Source organism: Streptomyces sp. NPDC091371, from assembly GCF_040684275.1.
In the GTDB taxonomy this organism is placed as follows: domain Bacteria; phylum Actinomycetota; class Actinomycetes; order Streptomycetales; family Streptomycetaceae; genus Streptomyces.
In genome coordinates this window covers 119,702-134,669 of record NZ_JBFBFP010000003.1, presented here as the reverse complement: position 1 = coordinate 134,669, position 14,968 = coordinate 119,702, and the positions used below count along the sequence as shown (strand labels likewise).

Below are 14,968 nucleotides of genomic sequence, written 5' to 3'. Positions count from 1 at the left end.
TCAGCCGGGTTCCGGGCCTTCCCCGCGCAGCGGCCTCCCGTCGGCCTCCCGCGGGGGTTCGAGCGGCGGGGCGGCCACCGCGCAGTGCGTCTGGCACTCCGGGTGGCAGGCCCCGGGCGCGGGGGACCGCACGGTCGCCCAGGCCACGGCGGCGCCCGCCGCGAACGCCCCCGCGCACCAGAGCATGGCCCGCCCGAAGGCCGCGTCGAACTGGGCCGGCGAGCGGTACGACTCCGGCCCCATCCCGGCCAGCAGCGGCAGCGCCGCCACCGCCAGCAGCCCGGCCGCCCGCGCCGCGGCGTTGTTGATACCGCTGGCAAGCCCGGCCCGGCCCGGGTCCACCGAGCCCAGCACGGTCGCCGTCAGCGGAGCCACCAGGGTCGCCAGGCCCAGGCCCATTACGGCCATGGCCGGCAGCACGTCCCCCCAGTACGAGGCGTCCGGGCCCACCCGCAGCGCGAGCAGCGTCCCGGCCGCGCACACCAGCGGCCCCACCGTGAGCGGGATCCGCGGCCCGATCCGCTCCCCGAGCTCCCCCGAGCGGGCCGACAGCAGCAGCATCAGCGCGGTCGTCGGCAGCATCGCCGACCCGGCGGCCAGCGCGGAGTAGCCGGACACCACCTGGAGCTGGAGCACGACGAGGAAGAAGAACCCGCCGATGGCCGCGTACACGCACAGGGTGACCAGGTTGACGGCCGTGAACAGCCGGGACCGGAAGATGTCCGGCGGCATCATCGGCTCCGCCCGCCGCCGCTCCAGCCAGATGAACGCACCGCCCAGCAGCACGCCGCCCACCGCCGCGGCCACCACCGGCGCCGCCGCGGAACGCGCCTCGATCAGCGCGTACGTGATCAGCGCCAACGAGGCCGCGCCCAGCACCGCACCGGCCACGTCGAACCGCCCGTGCGCCTGCGGATCCCGCGACTCCGGTACGTGCCGCAGCGCCACCGGCACGCAGACCGCGGCCAGCGGCACGTTCAGCAGGAACACCCAGCGCCAGCCGGGCCCGTCCACCAGCCAGCCGCCCACGAACGGCCCCACCGCGGCGCCCACCCCGCCCAGCCCCGACCACAGGCCCACGGCCCGCCCCCGGTCCTCGGCCCGGATCGAGCCCTGGATCAGCGCGAGCGAACCCGGCGTCAGGAGCGCGCCGCCGATGCCCTGCAGGGCGCGGGCGGCCACCAGCACCCCGGCGTTCGGCGCGATGCCGCAGAGCAGCGAGCCCACCGCGAACCACACCACGCCCAGCACGAAGACGCGCCGCCGACCGAAGCGGTCGCCGAGCGCCCCGCCGACCAGGATCAGGCTCGCCAGGGTGAGCAGATAGGCGTTGACCGTCCACTGGAGCACGGCCAGATCGGCGCCGAGGTCCTGCCCGATGCGCGGCAGCGCGACGTTGACCACCGTCGAGTCCAGCAGAGCCATGCTCGACCCGAGCACGGTGGTCAGCAGGATCCACCGGCCGCGCGCAGACGCGACCGCGATGCCGGGGACCCCCGGGGAATCGGGGGCTCCGGGCTCGGTGGGTGCGGTCATGCCCCCAGGCTGGCGCGCGCGGCCGCGAAGGGCCACCCGGCGGCCGGGGCAGGGTGGCGGACCGGCATTCGGGTGGCGGGGGCGCGGACTCCGACGCGACGGGCCGGAGGCGGGCGCGGGGCTCGTTAGCGTGGGTGACCATGACGCTCCTGAGCGACCAGGCCGATGACATCCGGGCCCTCGTGGCGGCCGCCGACCCGGCGGCGGTATGGGCGGTGGGCGACGCCGACGGCGTCCACGCCGGTTCGCGCCCCGTCGGCGATGCCGAGGCCGTCGCCGACGTCGGCGCGCTGGCCGGGGCGCTGGCGCTCTGGCCGGTCCTCGGGAGCCTCGTCGACGAGGGCGCGCTGCGGCTGCACACCCCCCTCGCGGCCTACGGGGACACCGACGCCCCCGCCGGGACCACCGCCCACCACCTCCTCACCCACCCGGGCGGAACCGACGCCCTCACCCGGCTCGCCGAGCGGCTCGCGGGCAGTCCCCTCGGGGAGCTCGCCGCCACCAGGATCTGGCGCCCCCTCGGCATGACCGGCACCCGGTTCGCCGGCGGTACCCTGCACGCGCCGCCCGCCGACCTGATCCGCTTCCTGCGCCACCTCCTCGCCCCGGCGCCGGAGCGCGCGGCGCCCATCACCCGCACCTGGACCACCGAGTCCCTCCGGATCCGCACGGGCGAACTCACGCCCGCCCGCGGCCTCCTCTGGCACCCGGCCCCGCACGGCGTCTGGACCCACCCCAACCCGGCGGACCACGGCCCGGCCCTGTGGATCTCGCTGCGGCTCCACCGGTGGGCGATCCTCCTCCCGACGGCCGCCGGGCGGCGGCCCCTGCGCTCCGCCTTCCGCGAGGCCGCGTTCGCGCGGACCGGAGCTCGCGCACTCCCCGGGCGGGACGTACGGTGATGCCGATGTCACCGACCGTTGTTGTTCCGGCTGCGGAGGTACACGCATGCGTACGGTCCAAGGGGCCGCCCTCGACGGGCTCAGGGCCCGCGTCCGGGCCCTGGGCGCGGAAGCCCCCGACCGGCGGACGCCCCCCGCCGCCCCCACCTTCGGAGCCCGCCTGCGCGGCTTCGTCAGTACCGGCACACCACGCGCCTCCGCCGCCGCACTGCGCGCCCTGAAGGCCCGCCGCGGTGACGGGCCCGCCCTCGTGCGCACCCGGTCCGGACGCACCTTCCTCGTCGTGCTCGACCCGCTTGACCTGCACCGCTTCTACGCCGAACCCGTGAGCCTCCTCGCGGCGGACCCGCCGGAGAAGTGCCGCGGCCTGGGCCCCGAGGAGCCCGCCGGCATCGGCTGCTCCCGCGGCGAACTGCGCGCCCAGCGCCGCCGGATCAACGAGGAGGCGCTGGCCGCGGGCGTTCCCGTGCACCCCTCGTGCGGCGCCTTCCTCGCGGCCGTCGCCGAAGAGGCCCCGCACCTGACAGCCACCCGCGTCCTCGACCTCGTACGCGCCCGGCACGCCGTGCACCGCGCCGCCCGCCGGATCGTGCTCGGCGACGCGGCCGCCTCCGACGAGGAGCTCGGCGGCTGGCTGCGGCAGCTGCGCGGCGGCCGGGCCCGCGCCGCCCGCACCGTGTACGGGAGGACCCTCGCCCGCATCCAGGAGTACGCCGCCCACGCCGACGACGGCACCCTCGTCGGCCGGGCCACCCGCCGGTCCGACCCCGCCGGCGCCCTGGACCCGCTGCGCCAGGCCCACCACTGGCTGCTGGCCATGGACGCCGTCCCGGGCACCCTGCTGCGGACCCTGCTCCTGCTCGGCGCGCACCCCGCCGAACAGGACACGGCCGCGGCGGAAGCCACGCGGGGCGGGACCGACGGCGAACTGCCCCGGCTGCGGGCCTGCGTACGGGAATCCCTACGCCTGTTCCCCGTGGTGCCCGACCTGATCCGCGTCACCCGCGCCGAGACCGAGTGGCGGGGCGTGCGCTACCCGGCCGGCACCTCCGTACTGCTGCCCGCCGCGTTCCTCCAGCGCGATCCCGAGCGGGTACCGGCCGCGCACGTGTTCGTGCCGGGCCGGTGGAAGAACCCCGACGCCGACCGGGACATCCGGATCGCGCCCTTCAGCCACGGCGGCGGCCGCTGCCCGGGCGACCAGCTCGGCCTCATGATCACCGCGGCGTTCTGCGCCGAGGTGCTCCGCGGCCACCGCCTCGCCGGCGCCCGGCCCGTGCTGGACCCGGTGGGCCCCCTGCCGGCCACGCTCGACCCGGGCACCATCCGGCTCACCCTCACCCGCCGCTGACGGCGCCGCACCCCTCAGTCCTCCCAGTCCTCCCTCCCCCTGGCCAACCACAAGAGGAACCCATGCCCGACGCCGCGACCGCGTCCTCCGCGTCCTCGTCGTACCCCGCCTCCCGCGACCAGGACGCCGACCTGCTCGACGCCCTGTGCCGCGCGCTCGCCGAGGCCGCCGACGCGGTCGGCGAAGCCGCCCGCCACGCCTCCGCACTCGCACTCGGCCCCCGGCTGCCCGCCGCGGCCCTCGCCCGCGGAGGCCATCACCGGCTCGGCTGGCGCACCCTGCTGCGCACGCTCACCGATCCGGCGGGCCTCGGCTGGGCCCCGCGCGGCCGGGGCGCGGCCCGCGCGGGCCGGCTCGCGGGGATCCTGGCCGGCCGGGAGAGCCTCGCGATCAGCATCGCGGTCTGCGGGCTCCGGGCCAGGATCCGGGCCGCGAGCGCGGACCGTCCCGAACTCCTCGAGGATCCCGGGGCCGCGGCCGTCCTCCAGGCGGTCGCGGAGGGCCGGCAGGCCGAGGCGGTCCGGCGGTTCCGGCACGTCATGCGCGACCAGGGAGCGGAGCATGCCTTCGGGCTGCTCTCCCCGTACTTCGCGGACATCCTCGCCTGGAACGCCCTGACCGACACGAACCCCTTCAACGACCACGCCGGCTGGCAGATCGCCACCGGGCGGGCCCAGGCAGCCGAACCGCTCCTCGGGCTCGGCGCCGCCTTCCGGGCCTTCTGCGACCGGGGCCAGGGCCTGTCGGAACGCCCCGCCGAACGCCCCGCGGAACGTCCCGCCGGCCGACGCGCCCCCGGCGGCCGACCCGCCGCCCGGCCTGTTCCCGCCCGGCAACCCGCCTTCACCCGCCGCCGGGCCACCGGGCAGCTGCCCCGCCGGGCGCCCCGCCCGGCGGCCGAAGGCCGGCCCGGCCTGTGCGACCACGCCACCGCGCTGCGTTCGCACGCGGTCCGGCTGCGCGCGGCGGCCGCCGCGCCGGGATGGCACGCCCCGGAGGCCGACGGCCTGCGGGCCGAGGTCGCGACCCTCGCCGACCGCTGCGGGACGGCGGCCGTCGGCCTCGCCCTCGCCGCCGCGCAGCTACAGGACGAGTGACAGGCGCAGAGCGGCCAGCGCCTTCTCGGTGACTTCCGCGGGGGATCCGGACACGTCCACGGTGACGCCGAGTTCGTCCGCCTGGAGCGGCTCCAGCGTGGCGAACTGCGAGTCCAGCAAGGAGGCGGGCATGAAGTGGCCCTTGCGGGCCGACATCCGCCTCTCGATCAGCGGCCGCTCACCGGTGAGGTGGACGAACACCGCTCCAGGCGCCGGGGCGCGCAGCCGGTCGCGGTAGACGCGCTTGAGCGACGAGGCCGCGACGACTCCGCCGCGCAGCCGCGCACTGTTGCGGATCCACTCGCCGATCGAGTCCAGCCACGGCCACCGGTCGGCGTCTTCCAGCGGGGTGCCGGCGGACATCTTGGCCACGTTGGCCGCGGGGTGGAACGCGTCGCCCTCCGCGTACGGAACGCCGAGCGCCTCCGCGAGCAGCCCGCCCACGGTGGTCTTGCCCGTACTGGCCACGCCCATCACCACTATGACGCGCTGGGTGCTCACGCCCACCTCGCTGTGTTCGTCGGCATCGTTCGTGCCTCACCACTGAAGCGCATTAAGTACTACGTATTCAAGGGTGGGGGTGTAAAACGTCGCATCTGTTCTTCGCGGGGCCGTCACCGTACGCTGACGCCATGACCACCGAAGGCAGTCCCGGCCAGGGCCTCCACTCCCGTGTGCTGGACACCCTCGGCCTCGCGATCACGGCCGGCGCCCACCCGCCCGGCAGCGTCCTGCGCACCGACGAGATCGCCGAACGGTTCGACGCCTCCCGCACGGTGGTCCGCGAGGTGGTCCGCGTACTGGAATCGATGCACCTCGTCGAATCCCGCCGCCGGGTCGGGGTCACCGTGCGCCCCATCGGGGAGTGGAACGTCTACGACCCGCGCGTCATCCGCTGGCGGCTCGCCGGCAGCGACCGCCCCCGGCAGCTGCGCTCCCTGACCGTGCTGCGCTCGGCGGTCGAGCCGGTCGCGGCCGGACTGGCCGCGACCCTGGCCACCCCGGAGCAGTGCGCCGAGCTCACCGAGGCGGCCCTGGGCATGGTCCGCACCTCGCGCGGCCACCAGCTCGAGCGCTATCTGCGCCACGACATCGCCTTCCACCGGGTCGTGCTCAACGCCTCCGGCAACGAGATGTTCGCCCGCCTCGGGGACGTGGTCGCCGAGGTGCTGACCGGCCGCACCGAGCACGAGGTCATGTTCCACGATCCCGACCCGGCCGCCGTCACCCTCCACGTACAGGTGGCCGAAGCCGTACGGGAGGGTGACGCGGCCCGCGCCGAGGCGCTGACCCGGCAGATCACGATGGGCGCCCTGGACGAACTGGACGTCCTCGCGCCCTGAACCCCCTGAGCGCCCCGCGCCGGCCGCGGGTCAGGCGTCGAGCACGGCGATGTCGATCGCGTGCAGCGCCTCCGGCTCGGCCACCACGTCGATCGCGGTGATCAGGTCGTCCACCACGGTGAACCGGAGCACCAGGAACAGCTGTCCGAGCGGGGCCATCGCCAGGCCGACCACGCCGTCGACCAGCGCCGTCTGAGTGGCCTGGGCCCGCTGCATGGCGGCCATCGCACCCGTGGCCACCGGAAGGGCGCCGCTGACGACGATCGCGGCGGCGGACGGGATGACCGCCTTGTCGGCGGTGAGCAGCACGTCGGGGTGGAGCAGGGTGACCAGGGCGTCGAGGTTCCCGCCGCGGGTGGCCGCAAGGAAGGCGTCCACCACGCGACGCTGACGGCCCAGATCGGCGTCGGGCACCAGCGGGGCGCCCTTGACCCGGCGCCGCGCGCGGCTGGCCAGCTGCCGGGTCGCGGCCGGGGTCTTCTCGACCATCGGGGCGATCTCTTCGAAGGGCACGGAGAACATGTCGTGCAGGACGAACGCGAGCCGCTCGGCCGGCGCGAGCTTGTCGAGCACGACCAGCAGCGCCAGCCCCACCGAGTCGGCCAGCACCGCCTCCTGCTCGGGATCGACCCCGTCCTCGCGGCCGGCGGCCGGGTCGGTCGGGTACGCGTCGATGGATTCCTCGCGCCGGGTCTCGCGGCTGCGCAGCATGTTCAGGCACAGCCGCGACACGACGGTGGTCAGCCAGCCGCCGAGGTTCTCGACCTCGCTGGTGTCGGAGCGGTTCAGGCGCAGCCAGGTCTCCTGGACGGCGTCCTCGGCCTCGCTGAGTGAACCGAGCATCCGGTAGGCCACCGCTCGCAGATGAGAGCGGTGCTCCTCGAAGCGCTCGGTCAGTCTTGAACTCGCGTCCACCTGTGTGGTCCCTTCGTGGCAGTAGATGATCAAAATAGATCATCGCCATATCGCCGATCTGGCCGCGTGTGACAGGGAATTGAGGACCGGCGGGCCCATCGGGCCGGCCGCCGCCGGAGGCCGGCACCACCGGCCGGGCCGCCCGCGCCCGGCATAATGGCGCCGAACAGCAGAACCGAGCGAAAACGCCGGGCCGAAGGGTGTCCCGGCAGGAGAAGGAGCCCCTGATGGATGTGCAGCACTTCGAGCGGATCACCGCGTTCATCGAAGCGCGGCTCACCCCGCTGTTCGACGCGGAGACGGGGAGCGAGTACGGATTCTCCATGGACGACACCGGCCGTGCGCTGCGCGCACTGCGCAACGCCGTCCTGGAGGCCTCCGCGATCAAGGGCCTGCTGGAGAAGCGCGAGTCGGCCGAGCCGGCCATGCGCCGTGTCATCGACCAGTCGGTGGAGCACAACTGGGACGTCCTGCGCGGCATCGCCCGCCAGTGGGAGGACCACACCGACTTCCGCCACGAGTTCAAGCACCACGCGTGGGAGCTCGACCACCACCACGCCGAGGTGCCCGCCCCTGCCGCCGCGGAGAACTGACGGGGTCAACCCGCCGTCCGCCGGCCCGAGTCATCGCAGGGGAGCGGCGCCCCGGGCCGGGCGGCGGCGAGGTCGTGGAGGGTTTCCCGCTCGATCTCGTGGATGGCCGTGGGCGCGATGTGGATGAAGCCGGCGAACGGCCGGTCGATCGTGTAGATCATCACGAGGGCGCTGGTGAGCAGGGCCGTGATCACGGTGAGCGCGGCCAGCTGTGCGCCGTTGTTCCGGTGGGGGATGGAGACGCCGAGGCCCAGAATGGTCAGGGCCAGGGCGGTCAGCAGGAACCACATGATGGGCCCCGGGATGGTGGGACTGGCCTGGGCGAGGCGCTGCTGGCGTTCCGCGGAGCGGTTCTCGTCGGCGGCGACGAGCATGCCGAAGGACTGATCGGCCCGCAGCTCCCGGAACGTCCGGCGGAAATCGGCGCTCCACACACCGGGTCCGGAGGAGCTCCGGCCGTTCGCCATCGTCGGCCACTCCATGTGCCGCACGGCGCGGGCGTAGCACACGACACCGCTCTGCAGCCGGGCGCGGTGGGACTCCGGCAGGTACGAGGCCACTTCGGCGAGGTGGTCGAGCGCGTGCGCTTCGGCGCGCGCTGCGTCGTCGGCCTTGCTGTAGGAGGCGGCCGAGGTCGCGAGGACGAAGGCCAGGAGCAGCACGGTCAGCGTCTGCATGGGCCCGATCAGCTCGCGGACGCTCATCCCCGGGTCTTCGTCGCTCACCACTCTGGGCCGCAGATACCGGTTGGCGGCGAACGACCCGAGGAGCGCGACCGCCACCACCGCAATCATGGTGATCATCCGTCGGACCCTCCCAGGGCGGGCCGCCGGCGGGCGGGACGCGCTCCGCAGCCGGGCCCCCGTTCGCCCGATTGCGTGAGCGCGCCGCGCGGCCCGCTACGCCGGAGGCCCGGCCGCGTCGCGGGGCGTGGTCTGCTGGACTGCCCAGCCGTTGCCGTCCGGGTCGGAGAAGTAGACGAAGGAGCCCCAGGGCATGTCCTGGATCTCGGTCACCTCGATGCCCCGGCCCCGGAGGTCGGCGTACGCCTCCTCGATGTCGGTGACGACGACCTGCATGTTGTCCAGTGATCCCGGGGTCATCCGGGTGAGCCCCTTGCCGATCGCGATCGAACAGGCCGACCCCGGCGGGGTCAGCTGCACGAAGCGGATGTCCTCGTTCACGGTCACGTCGTGGTCGGCGTTGAAGCCGATCCGCTCGTAGAAGGCCTTGGCCCGGTCCACATCGGTGACGGGCACGGCGACGAGCTCCAGCTTGATGTCCATCACAGCATCATGCGCCCGGGGCCGGTACCGCGCCGCCCGGGGCGGGCACCGTGTCGCCCGGTGCAGCGTCGGCCGCCGCGAACTGGGTGCGGTACAGCTCCTCGTACCGTCCCCGCGCCGCCAGCAGCTCGGTGTGCGTGCCCCGTTCCACGATCCGGCCGTCCTCCACGACCAGGATCAGGTCCGCCGCCTGTACGGTTGACAGCCGGTGCGCGATCACCACCGCGGTCCGGCCCGCGAGCGCCTCGCCCAGGGCCTCCTGCACGGCCGCCTCCGAGGTGGAGTCCAGGTGGGCCGTGGCCTCGTCGAGGACCACCACCCGCTGCCGGGCCAGCAGCAGCCGCGCGATGGTCAGCCGCTGCCGCTCTCCGCCCGAGAGGCGGTAGCCGCGTTCGCCGACGACCGTGTCCAGCCCGTCCGGCAGCGAGGCGACGAGCCCGTCAAGGCGGGAGCGGCGCAGGGCTTCCCAGATCTCCTCCTCGGCGGCGTCGGGCCTGGCCAGCAGCAGGTTCGCCCGTACCGACTCGTGGAAGAGGTGCCCGTCCTGGGTGACCATGCCGAGCGTCTCGCGGATCGAGTCGGCGGTGAGGTCCCGTACGTCGATCCCGCCGAGCCGGACCGCGCCCGCGTCGGCGTCGTACAGCCGCGGCAGCAGCTGGGCGATGGTCGACTTGCCGGCGCCGGACGAGCCCACCAGGGCGATCATCTGGCCGGGTTCGGCGCGGAAGGACACCTCGTGCAGCACCTGCGTGCCGCCCCGGGTGTCGAGGGTGGCGACCGACTCCAGGGAGGCGAGCGAGACCTTGTCGGCGGAGGGGTAGCCGAAGGAGACCGCGTCGAACTCCACGGCCACCGGCCCCTCCGGGACCCGGCGGGCGTCCGGCTTCTCGGCGATCAGCGGCTTCAGGTCGAGGATCTCGAAGACCCGCTCGAAGCTGACCATGGCGCTCATCACCTCGACGCGGGCGCCGGCGAGCGCGGTGAGCGGGGCGTAGAGCCTGGTCAGGAGAAGGGCGAGGGCGACGACGGAACCGGCGTCCAGGGTCCCGCGCAGGGCGTAGAAGCCGCCGAGCCCGTAGACGAGGGCGAGGGCCAGGGCGGAGACCAGGGTGAGGGCCGTGATGAAGGTCGACTGGGCCATCGCCGTGCGGATCCCGATGTCGCGCACCCGCGCCGCCCGGGCCGCGAACTCGGCTGACTCGTCCGAGGGCCGCCCGAAGAGCTTGACGAGCGTCGCGCCCGGGGCGGAGAACCGCTCGGTCATCTGGGTGCCCATCGCGGCGTTCAGCGCGGAGGCCTCCCGCTGCATCCCCGCCATCCGCGCGCCCATCCGGCGGGCCGGAAGCACGAACACGGGCAGCAGCACCAGTGCGAGGAGGGTGATCTGCCAGGAGATGCTGAGCATCACGACCAGGGTCAGCAGCAGGGTCACGGTGTTCGCGACCACCCCCGACAGGGTGTTGCTGAAGGCCCGTTGGGCACCGATCACGTCATTGTTGAGCCGGCTGACCAGGGCGCCCGTCCGGGTCCGCGTGAAGAAGGCGACCGGCATCCGCTGCACGTGGTCGAAGACCGCCGTCCGCAGATCCAGGATCAGCCCCTCGCCGAGCGTCGCGGACAGGCGGCGGGTCAGCAGGCCCAGGCCCGCCTCGGCGACCGCGATCAGCGCGATGAGCAGCGCGAGCCGGACGACGGTGCCGCTGTCCCGGCCGGCGACGATGGCGTCGACGACCCGGCTGGCGAGCACCGGGGTGGCCACCGCCAGCAGGGCGGTGACCACGCTCAGCAGCAGGAAGAAGGTGAGCCCGCGGCGGTGCGGGCGGGCGAAGGCGGCGACGCGGCGCAGGCTCGCCGCCGAGAGCGGGCGACGGTCCTGCTGGGCGTTGATCGCACTGTGCAGCGAGGTCCAGGCGGTGACTTCCATGTCCATGACCCGAACGCTAAGACCTCGACCATGATTGAGGTCAAGGGGTCTCCCGAGCGCTTCGCGGACCGACTTCCGTTCGAGTGCCGGGCCTCCAACTCCCTTACAGCAGACGGACTATCGTGCGTGTCGGTATGCGGTGGCATCATCGGCGCATGACGCAGGAATCCGAGTCGACCAACTCCGGGCCCCGCACCATCGATACCGTTCTCGTCCGCTTCGAGCAGTGGGCCGGCGCAACCCCCGACGCCTGCGCCGTGCTCGACGGCTCCACTGACTCGAGCTACGCGGAGATCGACCAGCGGGCCAACCGGCTGGCCCGTCATCTCCTGGAGGCCGCGATGCCCGCCGGGGCGACGGTGGCGTTGGCCATGGGCCGCGGGGGCGACCTGGTGGTCGGGCTCCTCGCGGTGCTCAAGGCCGGCGGCACGTACGCCGTGGTGGACCTGGAATCCGCCCGGACCGCCAAAGGCCAGCTCAAGGCGGTACGGCCGTTCGCCGTCCTGACCCACACCGCGCAGGTGCCCCGGCTGGACGTCAGTGGCGACGCGGTCGTCATCGCGGTGGACCAGCAGGCGCGGCAGATCGACGCGCACGACCCGGAGCCGCCGGACACCGTCCCGGCACCGGACGCCGCCGTACTGTTCGCCGGCGCGGCCTCCCGCCCCGTGCTGATCGGCCACGACCGCCTCGCCGCCGCGTACGCAGGCTGGGCCGAAATAGGCGGGTTCACCCCCGGGGACCGGCACCTGATCCACACCCGGTACGACGCGCCCGCGTTCGCGGCGGGCTGGACCAGGGCCCTGTGCAGCGGAGGCGCCCTGGTGTTCCCGGTCGGCGGGCCAGGCATCGCCGGCAATGCGCGGAGCGCCCTCGGGACCGGCCGGGTCTCCGTGGTGCACACCGATCCGTCCGGTGCGGCCTGGCTGCTCGGCCCCGACTGGAGCCCGGTCGAGAAGAAGTCCCGGGGGATCGCCGACCTGACGACGGTGCGGCTCGTCACCGTCTCGGGCGACCGGCTGTTCCTCGATGAACAGGTCACCTACCAGGCGCGGTTGAGCCCGGGCGCACGCCTGCTCAACGTATATGCCGTCACCGAGGCGGCCGGCTGCGGCACCTGGTTCGACATCGCGCGGCTGACCCACCCGGAGTCGGCGCCGGAGGGCGTCTCGCTCATCGGCACCGCCTTTCCCGGCTGCCGGGTGGAGCTGCGCGGCGAGGAGATACACCTGACACCGCCAGGGGGAGGCGACGCGATTCCCACCGGTGACCACGGCCTGCTGCGCCCGGACGGACTCCTGGAGTACACCGGCCGGGCCCGGGACGTGCTCAGGCTGGGAAGCAGGCGCGTCGACGCCCACCGGATCGAGAGCGTCATCCGGGGCGAGCACGCGGTCGGCTCGGTGCTGGTCCGCACGATCGTGCTGGAGGACAAGGGGCCCACGCTCGCCGCCTACCTCGCCCCCGTCGCCTACCCGGGGCCGGCCGACGCAGGTCTGCCCGACACGGCTGCCCTGGGCAGACGGCTCAAGGGCAAGCTCTCTCCCCAGGACGTCCCCCAGGCGGTGATCCGTCTGCCCGAGCTGCCGCGCAACCGGGTGGGGCAGGAGGACCGCGAGGCCCTGCCCCTGCCGCGCAGCGCCCAGAACGTCGCCGGCGGGAAGCGGGGCGACCGCTACACGAGGCCGAACGCACCCGAGGGCCCGTCGAGCAGCTGCCTGCGCGGCTGCGTGACGTTCCCGATCGCCCTGGTGCTGGCGGTGGTCCTGACGTACGGGGCGTGGACGGGCTCGACCGACCTCAGCGGGGTGCCGTCGCCCTATAACGGGCTGTTCTTCATCCTGTACCTCTTCGAGTGGCTGGCCTTCGCGACCGGCATGGCCTTCCTCGCCGGCGGCCGCGATGCGATGGCGCGCCAGGGCCGGTCGCCCCGGCTGACCACGGCCGCCCACCTGTCCGTGGTCTACGTGCTCGCCTCCTGGATGCCGCAGGACAACTCCTACCGGCTCGCCGCCAAGACGGACTGGGCCACCCAGGCGACCCTGGTCTACTTCTTCAACATCCCCTTGATGATCGCGGGCGCCGTCATCATGGTCTTCGTCGCGCACAAGCCCCCGGACCCCTTCCACTTCGACGAGTGACCGGCCCGTGCGCGGTGGTCCGGCACCCGGACCGGCCGGTCATCCCGCGAACATGTCCCCGACCTGCCGTGCCCGAGTCCGGACCAGCTGCCCCGCCTCCGCCAACGCCTCGGCCGTACGGGCCGCGACCACGGCCCCCAGCCACGGGGCCGGGTCGAACGCGGCGGTCGCGATGGCGGGGAGGAACTGCGCGCCGAGGGCCGCGCAGCCGTCGGTCATCGTCGTCAGCAGCCGCTCCAGCTGGACTTCGGGCAGCCGGGCGCCCAGCTCGACGCGGTCCATGACCCGCACCAGGTGGGCGCCGCCGCGCAGCTCGTCGAGCCGGGTGCGGACCATGAAGGCCACCGAAGGACCGGTCAGTCTCAGGTTGGTCTCGGTGGGCGCGAGGCGGCCCCGGTCGTCGGCGACGAAGTCCACGTCGAACCAGCCCCGGTAGCCCACCGCCGCCAGTTCCCGGCCAACCGCCTCGCCGAAGGACAGCATCGGCTTCTCCGCCCACGGGGGCACGGCACCCGGGCCCACCGTGGCACCCTGGTAGCAGGTGCCCGCCACGTCCATCAGCGCCACGCCCACCTCGTGCACGCGACCCGCACCGTCGACGAACCCGTTGTAGTTCAGGTCCCGTACCCCGTCCGCGCCGACCGGGGCGGGCACGTACTCCTCCACCAGCAACGGCCCGCGCGGCAGCCGGCGCATCACCGCACGTATCCCGCCGGCCTGCGCGACAGTGCGCGGGGTGACCACCGTGGTGCCCGAACCGCCCACGCCGTGCCGGGTCTTCAGCACCGTGGTCTGTCCGGCCGTGACCCGGGCCGCCAGCAGGCGCCGGGCCTGCCGCCGGGTCCGGGCCCGCCACTGCAACGGCAACAGGATGCCCGGGTGGCCGCCGTCGTCCACGATCCGGCCGAACATGGCGTGTGCGGCGGCCTTCGACTCGTACCGCAGGGACCGGGGGTTCCACCTCCGCCCGGCGAGCCGCGCGAAGGGTTCGCTCTGCCCCCACGGTACGAGCGGCAGCCCGAGCTCCTCCAGATGTCCGGCGAGCGCCGGATGGGCGCGTACCGCGTCGGACAGCCCGGGGTCCTCGTCCGCCAGCACCCCGTCGTACACCTCGACGCCCTCCCAGCCCAGGCAGCGGCCGACCAGCTCGGCCCACACCCGCGGCACCTCGGCGGGCAGCACCAGGGCGGCGGGCCACGGGGTGTAGAAGGCGGCGAGGCACGAGTAGTGGTGGGCGCCGCGCTGCCCGCGGCCGAGGGACACCTCCTGGAACTGCGTGTTGAACTCCGCGACATTGCCGATGTGTACGGCTCCGTGCCCGCCTCCCCAGACCCGCGCCCACTCCGGTACCGGGGCCGGCGCCGCCTCGAAGCGGACCAGGCCGTCCCGCTCGCCCGACTCGTCCGCCCCCATGGCCCGGTAGAACCCGGCCGCGTGCGGATCGGAGTCGATCACGAGGGTGCGCACGCCCAGGTCCGCGGCCCGGCGCAGCACGTCCCGGTACAGGAGCCGGCCCACGCCCCGCCCGATGGCCGCCGGCTCCACGAACAGCAGCCCGAGGACGGCCCGTGGGGGATCCCCCTCCAGGGAGGCGAGCCCGAGCACCGTCCCGCGCTCGTCCTCGGCCACCACGATCCTGCGGGCCTCGGCGTCCTCGGGCCGGATCCGCAGGTCTTCGGCGCACGCGGCGAGGAATGCGGCGTCGTACCCCCAGTGCGCCTTCGACCGCATCACCAGCCCCGTGAGGGCCTCCGCCTCGTCCGCCTGTGCGGCCCTGACCTTTACCAATTGCCGACCTCCCCATGGTCCGCCGCAGGGCCGTGCGATACATTCGGCCAGCCCCCGGCACATACTTATCCCACCCACGCGGAGACAGGCTT

At 74.2% G+C, this 14,968-nt stretch carries 13 protein-coding genes; 6 read left to right on the top strand and 7 right to left on the bottom strand.

Annotation, left to right across the window (positions count from 1 at the left end):
- Complete coding sequence (locus AB0O21_RS05830; protein ID WP_365166672.1) at positions 1–1,536, bottom strand: MFS transporter; 1,536 nt, start codon at positions 1,534–1,536, stop codon at positions 1–3.
- Between the two features lie 140 nt (positions 1,537–1,676).
- On the opposite strand from AB0O21_RS05830, the gene AB0O21_RS05825 reads away from it, so the two are divergent.
- The 3 genes from AB0O21_RS05825 to AB0O21_RS05815 all read left to right on the top strand — a co-directional run bounded on the left by AB0O21_RS05825 (position 1,677) and on the right by AB0O21_RS05815 (position 4,886).
- The gene (locus AB0O21_RS05825) at positions 1,677–2,438 is read left to right on the top strand and encodes a hypothetical protein (protein ID WP_365166669.1); all 762 of its coding nucleotides are present in this window, start codon (positions 1,677–1,679) and stop codon (positions 2,436–2,438) included.
- A 46-nt stretch (positions 2,439–2,484) separates the two neighbouring features.
- The gene (locus AB0O21_RS05820) at positions 2,485–3,789 is read left to right on the top strand and encodes a cytochrome P450 (protein ID WP_365166667.1); all 1,305 of its coding nucleotides are present in this window, start codon (positions 2,485–2,487) and stop codon (positions 3,787–3,789) included.
- Between the two features lie 62 nt (positions 3,790–3,851).
- Positions 3,852–4,886 (top strand): hypothetical protein, encoded by a 1,035-nt coding sequence (locus AB0O21_RS05815; RefSeq protein ID WP_365166665.1) that lies wholly within the window; start codon positions 3,852–3,854, stop codon positions 4,884–4,886.
- Here AB0O21_RS05815 and AB0O21_RS05810 read toward each other — a convergent pair.
- Positions 4,872–5,387, bottom strand: coding sequence for a gluconokinase (locus AB0O21_RS05810; protein ID WP_365166663.1), 516 nt, complete (start codon positions 5,385–5,387; stop codon positions 4,872–4,874). The two genes, AB0O21_RS05815 and AB0O21_RS05810, sit on opposite strands and share 15 nt — an antisense overlap.
- A gap of 131 nt (positions 5,388–5,518) precedes the next feature.
- Between AB0O21_RS05810 and AB0O21_RS05805 the strand changes: the two genes are divergently transcribed.
- Positions 5,519–6,229 (top strand): FCD domain-containing protein, encoded by a 711-nt coding sequence (locus AB0O21_RS05805; protein ID WP_365166661.1) that lies wholly within the window; start codon positions 5,519–5,521, stop codon positions 6,227–6,229.
- Positions 6,230–6,259: 30 nt separating this feature from the next.
- On the opposite strand, the gene AB0O21_RS05800 is transcribed toward AB0O21_RS05805, so the two are convergent.
- Complete coding sequence (locus AB0O21_RS05800; protein ID WP_365166658.1) at positions 6,260–7,144, bottom strand: sigma-70 family RNA polymerase sigma factor; 885 nt, start codon at positions 7,142–7,144, stop codon at positions 6,260–6,262.
- A gap of 227 nt (positions 7,145–7,371) precedes the next feature.
- On the opposite strand from AB0O21_RS05800, the gene AB0O21_RS05795 reads away from it, so the two are divergent.
- Complete coding sequence (locus tag AB0O21_RS05795; protein WP_365166656.1) at positions 7,372–7,737, top strand: hypothetical protein; 366 nt, start codon at positions 7,372–7,374, stop codon at positions 7,735–7,737.
- 5 nt (positions 7,738–7,742) lie between these two features.
- Here AB0O21_RS05795 and AB0O21_RS05790 read toward each other — a convergent pair whose 3' ends face one another.
- From AB0O21_RS05790 to AB0O21_RS05780, 3 genes are all read right to left on the bottom strand, one after another.
- Positions 7,743–8,540, bottom strand: a complete 798-nt coding sequence (locus AB0O21_RS05790; RefSeq protein ID WP_365166654.1) for a hypothetical protein — start codon at positions 8,538–8,540, stop codon at positions 7,743–7,745.
- A 96-nt stretch (positions 8,541–8,636) separates the two neighbouring features.
- Entirely contained in the window at positions 8,637–9,023 is a 387-nt protein-coding gene (locus tag AB0O21_RS05785; RefSeq protein ID WP_365166652.1) for a VOC family protein, read from the bottom strand.
- A 7-nt stretch (positions 9,024–9,030) separates the two neighbouring features.
- A complete protein-coding gene (locus AB0O21_RS05780) occupies positions 9,031–10,953 on the bottom strand; it encodes an ABC transporter ATP-binding protein (RefSeq protein WP_365166650.1) in 1,923 nt (640 codons plus the stop codon).
- 149 nt (positions 10,954–11,102) lie between these two features.
- On the opposite strand from AB0O21_RS05780, the gene AB0O21_RS05775 reads away from it, so the two are divergent.
- Entirely contained in the window at positions 11,103–13,088 is a 1,986-nt protein-coding gene (locus AB0O21_RS05775) for an AMP-binding protein (RefSeq protein WP_365166648.1), read from the top strand.
- Between the two features lie 39 nt (positions 13,089–13,127).
- On the opposite strand, the gene AB0O21_RS05770 is transcribed toward AB0O21_RS05775, so the two are convergent.
- Entirely contained in the window at positions 13,128–14,876 is a 1,749-nt protein-coding gene (locus AB0O21_RS05770) for a GNAT family N-acetyltransferase (protein WP_365166646.1), read from the bottom strand.
- Positions 14,877–14,968 lie beyond the last annotated feature (92 nt).

Coding starts and splice junctions, on each gene's coding strand:
- AB0O21_RS05795 (WP_365166656.1), top strand. CDS start 7,372: ATGGATGTGCAGCACTTCGAGCGGATCACCGCGTTCATCGAAGCGCGG.
- AB0O21_RS05815 (WP_365166665.1), top strand. CDS start 3,852: ATGCCCGACGCCGCGACCGCGTCCTCCGCGTCCTCGTCGTACCCCGCC.
- AB0O21_RS05780 (WP_365166650.1), bottom strand. CDS start 10,953: ATGGACATGGAAGTCACCGCCTGGACCTCGCTGCACAGTGCGATCAAC.
- AB0O21_RS05775 (WP_365166648.1), top strand. CDS start 11,103: ATGACGCAGGAATCCGAGTCGACCAACTCCGGGCCCCGCACCATCGAT.
- AB0O21_RS05790 (WP_365166654.1), bottom strand. CDS start 8,540: ATGATCACCATGATTGCGGTGGTGGCGGTCGCGCTCCTCGGGTCGTTC.
- AB0O21_RS05785 (WP_365166652.1), bottom strand. CDS start 9,023: ATGGACATCAAGCTGGAGCTCGTCGCCGTGCCCGTCACCGATGTGGAC.
- AB0O21_RS05825 (WP_365166669.1), top strand. CDS start 1,677: ATGACGCTCCTGAGCGACCAGGCCGATGACATCCGGGCCCTCGTGGCG.
- AB0O21_RS05805 (WP_365166661.1), top strand. CDS start 5,519: ATGACCACCGAAGGCAGTCCCGGCCAGGGCCTCCACTCCCGTGTGCTG.
- AB0O21_RS05820 (WP_365166667.1), top strand. CDS start 2,485: ATGCGTACGGTCCAAGGGGCCGCCCTCGACGGGCTCAGGGCCCGCGTC.
- AB0O21_RS05830 (WP_365166672.1), bottom strand. CDS start 1,536: ATGACCGCACCCACCGAGCCCGGAGCCCCCGATTCCCCGGGGGTCCCC.